The organism is Polaribacter filamentus (genome assembly GCF_002943715.1).
Classification (GTDB): domain Bacteria; phylum Bacteroidota; class Bacteroidia; order Flavobacteriales; family Flavobacteriaceae; genus Polaribacter; species Polaribacter filamentus.
Window position 1 is genome coordinate 2153803 of the sequence record NZ_MQUA01000013.1, and the last position, 12050, is coordinate 2165852.

At 31.7% G+C, this 12050-nt stretch carries 9 protein-coding genes and 1 pseudogene; all 10 read left to right on the forward strand.

The features are described from left to right. The first annotated feature begins 6 nt into the window (after window positions 1-6). The 10 genes and pseudogenes from BST83_RS11850 to BST83_RS11895 all read left to right on the forward strand — a co-directional run bounded on the left by BST83_RS11850 (window position 7) and on the right by BST83_RS11895 (window position 12011). On the forward strand, window positions 7-1923 hold the full coding sequence (locus tag BST83_RS11850; protein ID WP_104809968.1) for an outer membrane protein assembly factor BamB family protein: 1917 nt from the start codon (window positions 7-9) through the stop codon (window positions 1921-1923). A 171-nt stretch (window positions 1924-2094) separates the two neighbouring features. Continuing rightward, window positions 2095-3480 carry a T9SS type A sorting domain-containing protein gene (locus BST83_RS11855; protein ID WP_104809969.1) on the forward strand — a complete coding sequence of 462 codons (1386 nt, stop codon included), beginning with the start codon at window positions 2095-2097 and terminating at the stop codon, window positions 3478-3480. Next, a pseudogene (locus BST83_RS11860) lies at window positions 3480-4459 on the forward strand (glycerophosphodiester phosphodiesterase family protein). The gene BST83_RS11855 and the pseudogene BST83_RS11860 overlap by 1 nt, the downstream one beginning before the upstream one ends. Window positions 4460-4541: 82 nt before the next feature. Then, window positions 4542-5846, forward strand: a complete 1305-nt coding sequence (locus BST83_RS11865) for an MFS transporter (RefSeq protein ID WP_104810860.1) — start codon at window positions 4542-4544, stop codon at window positions 5844-5846. A 168-nt stretch (window positions 5847-6014) separates the two neighbouring features. Further along, window positions 6015-6251, forward strand: coding sequence for a hypothetical protein (locus BST83_RS11870; RefSeq protein WP_146092170.1), 237 nt, complete (start codon window positions 6015-6017; stop codon window positions 6249-6251). Window positions 6252-6279: 28 nt separating this feature from the next. Continuing rightward, window positions 6280-6954, forward strand: coding sequence for a response regulator transcription factor (locus BST83_RS11875; protein ID WP_104809971.1), 675 nt, complete (start codon window positions 6280-6282; stop codon window positions 6952-6954). A 3-nt stretch (window positions 6955-6957) separates the two neighbouring features. Beyond that, a complete protein-coding gene (locus tag BST83_RS11880; RefSeq protein WP_104809972.1) occupies window positions 6958-8208 on the forward strand; it encodes a sensor histidine kinase in 1251 nt (416 codons plus the stop codon). A 65-nt stretch (window positions 8209-8273) separates the two neighbouring features. Next, window positions 8274-10682: a TonB-dependent receptor gene (locus tag BST83_RS11885; RefSeq protein WP_104809973.1), complete on the forward strand. Its 2409-nt coding sequence runs from the start codon at window positions 8274-8276 to the stop codon at window positions 10680-10682. A gap of 163 nt (window positions 10683-10845) precedes the next feature. Further along, window positions 10846-11262, forward strand: a complete 417-nt coding sequence (locus BST83_RS11890) for a PepSY-like domain-containing protein (protein ID WP_240614738.1) — start codon at window positions 10846-10848, stop codon at window positions 11260-11262. 179 nt (window positions 11263-11441) lie between these two features. Next, window positions 11442-12011, forward strand: a complete 570-nt coding sequence (locus tag BST83_RS11895) for a phosphatase PAP2 family protein (RefSeq protein WP_104809974.1) — start codon at window positions 11442-11444, stop codon at window positions 12009-12011. Window positions 12012-12050 lie beyond the last annotated feature (39 nt).

Sequence of the window (12050 nt, forward strand, 5' to 3'; positions counted from 1 at the left end):
TACACCATGAAAAAAATACACAAATTATATTATTTATTATTTCTATGTTCGGTAGTATTAACTTCTTGTCAAGAGGAGAATATACCAACTGGCAATTTTAATTTAGATGCCATTAAAGTCTTTAAGGGAGATATTTCTCACGAAAAGGTAGCTTTAAGTTGGGAAAGTCCCGCAGACAATACACCGCAAAATTATATTCTAAATTACTCGCCAAATGGCTCAGAAATTACAGTAGATGCAACTGTATTAAATTATGAAATAATAGGCTTAGAAAATGATGTTAATTATGAATTTTCCATTCAAGCAAATTATGATGGTATAGGATTCTCTGGAAAAAATAAAATTAAATTAAAACCAGCAGATGAATTAAATTTTTCAGTACTTCCTGGAAATAAATTTGCAATAGCAGTATGGGATACTCCTAATCGAAGTGATATTGATAGTTATACTATTTTCTGGACACCAAATAATCAAAATATAGAATTACAGAATAATATGAATTCATATCAAATTTCAGGATTAGAAAATGATGTCGAATACGATTTTTCTTTTGTTATTAATTATACAGATGAAACAAAATCAAATCCAGTAAAATCAATTGTAACACCAGGTGAGATTTCAGCTTTTTTACTGAATGTACAATCACCACAAGCGTTAGAGTTAGTCCAGTTTACTTACAATCCGGCTTATCTTCCTAACTCAACTGCTTCAACTTGGAGCTGGAATTTTGGAGATGGTACTATTAGTACTGATCAAAACCCACAACATACATTTAATAAACCGGGTATTTATGATGTTTCAATTGAAATAACTGATAGTCAGGGGTTAAAGTTCAATGATACGAAACAAGTTTTTGTTTGGGGGCAAAAATGGGCTTATGATATAGGTAAACAAATTAAACCGCAATCACCAGCAATCGCAGACGATGGCACCATATATATAGGGTCAGAAGATAACGATAATTTTCATGCAATAAACCCTGATGGTACTCTAAAATGGACTTATACTGGCCTAGGAGATAACGTCTATTCTTCTGCTGGAATAGCCAGCGATGGTACTATCTATGTAGGATCTAAAGATGATCATTTACATGCAATAAACCCTGATGGTACACAAAAATGGAAATTTGATATGGGTAGGGATGCAATATATGCTACACCATCTATTGCATCAGATGGTACAATATACATTGGTTCAGATAGCGAGAACTTATTTGCTATAAATCCTGATGGCACTCAAAAATGGGTCTTTAATACATATGGTTTTAATATTCGTTCTACTCCCGCAATCGCATCTGATGGAACAATTTATGTAACCTCGGATGATGACAATTTATATGCATTAAATCCAGAAAATGGTTCTTCTATTTGGTCTTTAAATATTGGAGGAAATGCACAAAGTGGTATTGCAATTGATACTGACGGGACTATTGTTGTAGGTGTTGATTTAGGTGGTAGTTCTGGTGCAATCTTTGCTGTGAACTCAGATGGCACAGAAAAATGGAGCACATCTATCAATGGCAGAATTTCTGTTTGCGCACCAGCTATTGCTAATGGGAATATATATATCGGCACTAAAGAAGGGAATAATCTATTAGCAATAGATGTATCCAACGGTTCGCAAGTTTGGTCTTTTGATACACCAGGAGCTATTTTAAATTCTTCACCTGCTGTAGATATAAACGGTGTCATATATTTTGGCTCTTGGGACAATCATGTTTACGCAGTTAATCCAGATGGTACCTTAAAATTTAAATTTCTAACAGGTGGTGATGTATGGTCATCTCCCGCAATTGGTTCGGACGGTACTATTTATGTTGGTGGATATGATAATAAACTTTATGCTTTAGAAATGTTTTCTGGCGGTTTAGCTAATAGTGTTTGGCCGATGTTTGGTAAGAATCCAAAACACACAAGTAGATAAAAATACAATAACTAAATCTCGTTAAATTTTATATTTTATACTGGTGTGGATTTATTTTCACGCCAAGTAAAAATGCTTTAAGCATAAAATAATTTTATTTTTTTTTGATTCTAATCAAAAGCGTATAAATGTAAAATAACGAGCACATATTAATCATTAAAACTTTAAATTATGAAAAAAATTACACTCTTATTTTGTTTAGCAATCTTTCAATTTTCTTTCGGACAAACAATCAATTGGTCTTATGATATAGGATTTCAAATTAAACCACAATCACCAGCAATAGCTTCAGATGGTACAATTTATATTGGATCTGAAGATAATACCAACTTTCATGCAATTAATGCAGATGGTACTCTAAAGTGGATATATTCAGAGCTTGGGGATAATGTATACTCATCAGCTTCAATTGGAAGTGATGGGACAATTTACGTGGGATCTAAAGATGATTTTTTACACGCTATTAACCCAGGTGGAACTCAAAAGTGGAAAGCCGCTGTGGGCAGTAATGTAATTTATTCTACACCCGCAATTGCAGATGATGGAACAATATATATTGGTTCTGATGACGATAATTTGTATGCAATTAATTCTGATGGTTCTCAAAAGTGGACATTTGCTGGTGGTGATAACTTTAGAGGATCTCCTTCAATTGCTCAAGATGGTACCATATATGTAGGTAATGATGACGATAACTTATACGCTATAAATACAGATGGTTCACAAAAATGGTCATTTAATGTTGGTGGAAATATACAGGGTGGTGTAGCTATTCAAGCCGATGGAACTATAATAGTTGGTGTAGATCAAGGAAGTGGAACTGGAGCTGTTTTTGCAATTAATCCAGATGGAACACAAAAGTGGACTCAAACAATAGTTGGTAGAATATCTGTATGTTCTCCTGCTTTAGCTTCAGATGGCACTATATATGTTGGAACAAAAGAGGGTTTTAATATGCTAGCTTTAAGTGCCACAGATGGTAGTCAAGTTTGGGAATATGTAATGGAAGATGGCGCTAGTATTATTAATTCTTCTCCAGCAGTAGGCAATGATGGAAAAATATATTTTGGTTCTTGGGATGACCATTTATATTGTTTAAATCCTGATGGTTCTTTTAACTTCAAAGTTAACTTAAATGCAGATGTATGGTCTTCTCCAGCTATTGTTAATGGAACATTATATATTGGGTCTTATGATAACAAATTGTATTCTATAGATATTCCATCAACTGGATTGGCAGATTCAGATTGGCCAATGTTCGGAAGAAATCAATACCATACAAGTAATGTAAATACAGTTGTATTATCTACAACTCAAGAAAGTTTTATACCAGGTTTTAAAGTATATCCAAATCCTACTAAAAATAGTTTCTCTATAGAAACTAGTTTTAATGGTGAAAAATCAGTTCAAATTTTTGATATTCTTGGCAAAAATGTTTTCTCGAAAACTATTTCTGGAAATAAGAAAATTGAGCAATTAAATTTAAAATCAGGTATTTATCTTTTAAAAATATCTGAAAATGGGAAATCAACTTCATCAAAATTAATTATTGAATAATGAGTTTTAAAAGAAATTATGTATTTCAATTTCTTAAAATCTACACTAAAAAAACGGGTAGTAGTATTTTAATACTATCCGTTATTTTCCTTTTTAGTTGTCAAAAAGAAAAACAAAAAGAACTGAATGTTAATGTTTCTAAAAAAACTTCTATTCAAGAAAAAATAGCAAATCTAAAAGATTCTAAAAACAATCAAGTTATCGTAGTTTCTCATAGAGGAGATTGGCGAAACGCACCTGAAAATTCATTACAAGCAATTAAAAACTGCATAAAAATGGGTGTTGATATGGTAGAAATTGATATTCGAGAAACTAAAGATGGGCATCTTGTTGTAATGCACGACAAAACATTAGATAGAACCACAAACGGAAAAGGTAAAGTTAAAGAATGGACTTTAGACTCATTAAGAACTTTAAATTTAAAAGATGGGTTAGGTGTTCTTACAAAACATACAATACCAACACTTAAAGAAGCATTACAGATATCAAAAGATAAAATCTTGGTGAACCTCGATAAGAGTTACACCATTTTTGATAAATGTTATCAAATTATTTTAGAAACGGGTACAGAAAATCAAGTAATTATTAAAGGTGGAAAAGAGCACGCTACAGTAAAAAAAGAATTTGGTAAGTATTTAAACAAAGTACATTTTATGCCAATTTTAGGCTTACCTAACGCGGCTGCTAACAACTTTGTAGATGATTATATGAATTCTGAAAATGCGCCTATTGCTTTTGAATTTACAGTAAAATCAGACACCATAAAATTTCTGAAAGAGTTCAAAAAAATTAGAAATAAAGGTGCTAGTATTTGGGTAAACTCTTTGTGGGGCATCACAATGCAAATCACGATGATGAAGAAGCTGTAAATAATATTAAAATCTATGATTGGTATATTAATAATAACATTGATATCATTCAAACAGATCGACCACAATTATTACTTACCTATTTAAGACAGAGAGGTTTACATCAATAAATTCTTAAACTATTTAATTTGAATTAGTTAATTAAAGGGCGTAGCATAATAGGTTATGCCCTTTTTAAATTCTTATCAAAAAATGATAAAATACTTTAAAAAATCAGCTCCAGTTTCAATCACAAAATCAGAAGAAGATCAGAAATTATATTACAAGAAACTAAAATGGCAAGTATTTATATCGGCTACTTTAGGGTATGGTTTGTACTATGTATGTAGATTGAGTCTAAATGTTGTAAAAAAACCAATTGTAGATGCGGGTATACTTACAGAGTCAGAATTAGGGATTATTGGTTCTACCCTATTCTTTGCATATGCTATCGGTAAATTAACAAATGGCTTTTTGGCAGATCATAGCAACATTAAAAGGTTTATGGCGATAGGTTTATTAATTTCCGCACTAGCAAACCTAATTATGGGATTTACCAGTACTTTTTTATTCTTTGCTATTTGCTGGGGTATAAATGGTTGGGTACAATCTATGGGAGCTCCTGCCAGCGTGGTATCATTATCTAGATGGTACAAAGATTCTGAACGTGGTAGTTTTTATGGTTTTTGGAGTACTAGTCATAATATTGGTGAGGCACTTACCTATATTTTAACAGCAGTGGTTGTTTCTTACTTTGGTTGGCAATGGGGTTTTAAAGCAGCTGCCATAGTCGGCTTATTAGGAGCTTTAATGGTGTCTATTTTCTTCCACGATACTCCAGAGAGCAAAGGGTTACCTCCTGTAAACAAAGATTTTGATAAAAAGAAAACATCAACTTGGGAAGAACAAAGAGGAGTTTTAAAAAATCCTTATGTATGGTTATTAGCATTATCAAGTGCCTTTATGTACATCTCTAGATACGCTGTAAACAGCTGGGGACCCTACTATTTTGAAGCAGCCAAAGGATATACGCTAACACAAGCAAATAGTTTAGTCGCCATTAGTGCAGTATGTGGAATTTTAGGAACAGCTTCATCAGGTTTTGTATCAGATAAATTTTTTAAAGGAAGAAGAAATATACCTGCATTACTTTTTGGGTTAATGAATGTTTTTGCCCTAGCACTCTTTTTATTAGGACCTAAAAACATGTGGTGGTTAGATGCCACAAGCATGGTTATTTTCGGACTAGGTATTGGGGCTTTAATATGTTATTTAGGTGGCCTAATGGCAGTTGATATCGTATCCAAAAAAGCATCTGGTGCAGCATTAGGTATTGTTGGTATTATGAGTTACGCTGCTGCAGGCATTCAAGATATTGCAAGTGGATATCTTATCGAGAATAATAAGACAATCGTAAATGGTGTAACAATTTACAATTTTGATACAATTTCTATTTTTTGGATTGGAGCTGCAACTCTTTCAGTTTTATTGGCGTTATTAGTTTGGAAAAAAACATAAATTTCTAAATATGAAAACTATAAAAAATATAATTTTTGATTTAGGTGGTGTTCTTATTTTAACCCCACTTTAAACGAAAATAAGAACTTACTAAAGCGTGGTGAAATTGAGAATAGCATTATTGATGCACAGAATAATGCGTTTTTAGTAAATGCAACTTCCGAAGTGTTGGTTGCACCCTATTTTAATAACAATAGCCAGCTGATAGCGATTACCACTACCCCATCCTCCAAAGCTTTTGGCTATGATGTTGGCATTACCAATGGATGTTTATATGCGGCGCAGGTACTTGTGACAAAGAATTTGTTTAACAAAGTAATTACTGAAAATTTACTCTTTCAAAATAAAATCATAAATACAACTATTGCCTTTTTATCCGAAGAACTTACACAACCCTATTCTTAAACATTATTATAGTCTTAAATTTACAAACATGAAATATCTCATAGCCGAAGACGAAATCGATTTGCAACAAGCAATTGTTACCTATTTGCAACGTGATGGTAATATTTGTGAAGTTGCATCAAATTTTAGAGAAGCTTCAGAAAAAGCTGCCATCTATGAGTATGATATTATTATTTTAGATCTCAATTTAATTTCTGGTAGCGGTTTAGACATCCTAAAAACACTAAAAAAAGAAAAGAAAAAAGCAGGTGTTATTATTATTTCTGCTAATAACTCTTTAACGGATAAGTTGGAAGGATTGGATTTAGGAGCCGATGATTATATTACAAAACCTTTTCATTTGGCGGAATTGAATTCGAGAATAAACGCGGTGCTTCGCCGTGGTACTTATGGCGGTGAGGAGGTAATGGAGTTTAACGAAATTAAAATTGACACCAAATCGAGAGCAGCGTATATAGACGGAAATTCGATTGGACTTACGCGCAAAGAATACGATTTATTAGTTTTTTTTATATCTAACAAAGGGCGCATTTTATCTAAAGAAATTATTGCCGAACATCTTTGGGGAAATGATAGCGATTTACTCGATAATTTTGATTTTATTTATGTGCACATCAACAATTTGCGTAAAAAGTTAACTGCCGAAGGTGCAAAATATATTAAAACTGCATACGGTAGTGGTTATAAATTTATAGAAGATTAGCAAATGTCAAAAAAAATAACGCTTATAAAAAAAACATCTAAAACCTTTCTTTTAACCGGATTCGTTTTGGCTTTTTTAAGTTCTGTGGCATTATATTTTTACACAAAATACTTGTTAAAAAATGAAGTTGAGGAAGTATTGTATTCTACAGAAGCAAGGGTTTCAGATGCTTTAAAACATCAAAATATCATATACTCTTTACCACCGGTAACAGAGGTAGAAATTGTAAAAACACTAAAGAACAAGTTGTTAAAAGACACAATTATCTACGATCCTTCGCAGGATGAAATGGAGCTATTTAGAGAATTATCTACTTTTAAAAAAATTAATGGAGCGAACTATAAAATAACTGTACGTAATTTAGTGGTTGAGTCAGAAAATTTTTTATTCGCAATTGTACTCTCTAATATAATTATATTTCTATTGGCTTTTCTTTTTCTATTTTACTTTAACACCAAAAGAAATCTAAAATTATGGAAGCCGTTTTTTATGAATTTAGAACAAATGAAACGATTTTCTTTAACTTCAAAAAAAATGCTAACACTTGTAGAAAGCGATGTTTTAGAGTTTTCGGAATTGAAAAATGAAATTACCTTACTTACCAATAAAGTAAAAACAGATTATGAAAATTTAAAGCAGTTTACAGAAAACATATCGCATGAAATACAAACTCCTTTAGCAATTATTCAGGCAAAAATTGACAACCTCATCAATGAATACGATATAAATGACAAACAATTTAGCCAAGTAACTTCTATTCAAAAAGACATTCAGCGTTTAAAACAACTCAATAAAAAAATAACAATTCTTACTAAAATAGATAACAACCAGTTTATTAACATAGAAAACGTTCAACTTACCGTTTTGATCAACGAAAAGATTAAAAACTTTAAAGAAATGCAATTTACAAATATTTTGCATAGTTCTAAACAGGAATTAATGGTTACTATGGATTCTTACCTTGCTGATATTTTGATTAATAATTTAATATCAAACGCCATTAAACATGGTAAAAAAAGAGAAGAAGAAATTCTAATTTATACAACTGAATCAACCTTGACTATTTCAAATTTTGGAGATACAGCGCTTGTAAATCCTGAAAGTTTGTTTTTACGTTTTTATAGAGAATCTAAGGCCGCACAATCTACAGGGTTAGGTTTGGCAATCGTTAAAAAGATTTGCGATTTTTATGGATTTACGTTGTCTTATGATTACAAGGAACAAAAACATGTTTTTTCTATACACTTTAAGTAGTTCGTTGACGAAAACTTAAAAATTGCTTAAGATTTCATTGGTATTATTGCATTAAAATTAAATTAATGCTAAAAAAAATAATACTATTTGCTGTTGTAATTTCATTCTATACAACAGCCGTTGCCCAAAATAATATTACTGTTTCTGGAACTGTAAAAGATAAAAACACTCAAAATACGATTTCGTATGCAAGTGTAGTTCTAAAATATAAATTAGATAATGCCTTTGTTATCGGAACAGCAACCAACGAAGAAGGGCTGTTTACAATTGCAACTCTAAAATCTGGAAATTATTTTCTTGAAATTTCTACCATTGGATACATTACCTATAAAGAATCTATTTATATAGGAACGCTCTCTAAATTTATTGATTTAAAAAACATTGAACTTAGTGAAGATATTGCAAGTTTAAATGAGATAGTTATTGACACTAAAAAAGATGAAATTAGTGCCAAGATGGATAAAAAAACCTACTCTTTAAAGGATAATATCAATCAAAGTGGCGGTTCTGTTTTACAAGCGATGCAAAATTTACCAAGTGTAAGCATTTTGGATGGGAAAGTAAAGTTACGTGGAAATGATAAAGTAATTGTGTTGATTGATGGCAAACAAACTGCACTTACCGGTTTTGGAAATCAAGCTGGATTGGATAATATTCCGTCTTCCGCCATTGACCGAATTGAGGTAATTAATAATCCATCTTCCAAATATGATGCGAATGGAAATGGCGGAATTATCAATATCATTTATAAGAAAAATAAAGCGGAAGGCTTTAACGGAAAAGTTGGTTTTACTGGCGGATTAGGTGCTCTATGGATTCGTAAAGAAAACCTACCAACCATTAGACCGCAGTATACTGCTACGCCAAAAATGAACCCATCAGTTTCTTTAAATTATAGAAAAGACAATGTAAATATCTTTTTTCAAGGTGATTATTTATACACCGAAACTTTAAATAAAAATGAGTTTGTAACTAGAACTTATGATGACGGAACGATCATAAACCAGCAATCGAAACGAAATAGAGACACCCATTTTTCTACTTTTAAATCGGGTGTAGATTGGAATTTAAACGACAAAAACACGATTACTTTTTCGGGTTTATACGGCACAGAAGTAATTATTGACAATGGAGATCAACCTTTTTTTAATGAAGACCTAAGCACTCGTTTACGACTTTGGCAATTTCTAGAAGATGAAGTGAAAATAACTGCGATGGCAACGGCAAGTTATCTTCATAAGTTTAAAGAAGCCGGCCATAACTTAACATTGGGATTCAATTATACGTTTCATAGAGAGGATGAAAAATACTTTTTCGATAATATTTTACCCAACGAACCAATTAGTGAAAATTCTTTTAAGCTCCTTTCGGATGAGCAGGTGTATGATTTTAATATCGATTACGTAAAGCCCTTAAAATATGGTAAAATGGAAACAGGTATAAAAGTAAGACAAAGAAATATACCAATTAATATGCAGTTTTTTCCTGGAGCAAATACTCCGTTGGATATAGAAGCAGGTGGCGAAGCAGAATACAAAGAATTTATTCCTGCTGTTTATGGAAATTATATATATGAAAATGAAAAATACGAAGCAGAAATTGGTTTGCGAGTAGAATATGTTGATTTAAATTATTTTGTAAACCCAAATCATAACACCTACAAAACAGGAGGTTATACCTATTTTGAACCTTTTCCCAACCTACGATTTGCTCAAAAGATTGATGAAAACAATAAAATTTCACTTTTTTATAACAGACGTGTAGATAGACCAAATGAAGTTGATATTCGAATCTTTCCAAAATACGATGATGCCGAAATCATTAAAGTTGGGAATCCTAATTTACGTCCGCAGTTTACAAATTTATTAGAGTTCGGCTATAAGACCAGTTGGAAATCAGGTAGTTTATATAGTGCTTTATACCATCGTTTTGCAGATGGAACTATTACTAGAATTTCTAGTACGGTTGGCAACGATCCTCTAATTTATGCGATTTTTCAGAATGCTGGTAAAAGTTTCAACAGCGGACTTGAAGTGATTTATGAAGAAGAAGTTTCCGATAGCTATTCTTTTAATTTAAATGGAAATGTGTATCAAAATCAGATTGATGCTTTTTCGGTCGTTAATTTATATCCAACGAAAAATATTTTCTCGGCAAACCAACAAAAAATAACTTCTGGAACTTTAAAATTAAACAACAGCTTTCATTTTTCTAAAACCTTAGATGCGCAATTAACCGCGAGTTATTTAGCTCCGGATATTATTCCGCAAGGCAAAAGAGCCGCTATGTTCTCGTTGGATTTAGGTCTTAAAAAATCAATTCAGAAAGGAAAAGGAGAGCTCTTTTTAAATGCTACAGACGTATTAAATACAATGGTCATTAAACAGACTATTAAAGGAGATAGATTTAGTTATACCAGCAACAATTATAACGAAACACAAGTTATCCGTTTGGGATATACGTATAAATTTTAATAATTTTAGTGTGCTATTAAACGCTTACATGAAGGCGAATCAGTAAAAAGATTCGCCTTTTTTGTTACATTATATTCATTCAAAATTTCTTTAGATTCTCTTAAACTCATCTTTAGAATTGGTTATTAGATTTACATCATTATTAATCTTAAAAACAATAAAAATGAAAACATTAAAGATAGTTTTAAGTACCCTGTTAGCATGTGCATTATTTGCTTTTACATCAGCAGACAAGGCACCATTAAAAGTAACACAAGCTTTTTCTAAAAAATTTCCTACCGTAAAAAAAGTAAAATGGGATAAAGAATCTGCTACCGAATGGGAAGCAGAATTTAAAATAAATAAAGTAGCCTATTCCGCTAACTTTTTACAAGACGGTACTTGGCAAGAAACAGAACATGAAATCAGTAAAAAAGACATTCCTGCAACTATTAAAAGTGCATTAATGGTCGCTTTTCCAGGCTATGAAATTGAAGAAGCAGAAATTTCTGAAACTCCGAATGAAATGCTCTATGAATTCATGATTGAAAAAGGCAAAATAGAGATGGAAGTAGCTATAAATACTAACGAAAAATTGTAAAACAAGAAGTAAAAAACGATAAAGAAGATAAAGATTAATTTCATTTTTCATTGATTGAACTTCATTTTAAAAATCCCAAAATGCATATACGTGTTTTGGGATTTTGTTTAAAATTCCTTTAGAATTTTTACTTATTTTTAATAAGCGTTTAACTCTTTAAATTAATACTTCTAAAATAGATGAACCCTAAACAAATAAAATTTTTAATACTTTATCTTGTAGTTCTATTTTTTACATTTTCGCCACTTCTAGCTCAAGAAACAAACTCAACAAAAATAAGAGCAATTCAGAAAACAGGAGATGTATTTCTTTTTGCCATGCCATTAGTTTCGTTGGGAACTACATTTATAATTGGGGACAAAGAAGGTGCTTGGCAATTTACAAAAGGACTATTAACCTCGTGTGCTGTTACTTACGGATTAAAATTGAGCATCGACAAGGAACGACCAGATATGAGTAACAATAATTCATTTCCGTCTGGTCATACCGCTACAACTTTTTATAGTGCAGGTTTTATTCATAGACGCTACGGGCTTAAATATAGCATTCCTGCTTATGTGTTTGCTGGCTTTACGGCCGCGAGTAGAATTGACTCAAAAAAACATGATATTTTTGATGTTTTAATAGGAGCAACTATTGGTCTTGGCAGTAATTTTTTATTCACAAAAAGCTATGAACAGAAACACATGGAACTTACCTTTAACAGCAATAAAGGCGACTATCTTTTGGGCTTTACCTATGTATTTTAATTTGAGTGCTGAAAAAATTTTATTTTTTGATTCAAACGC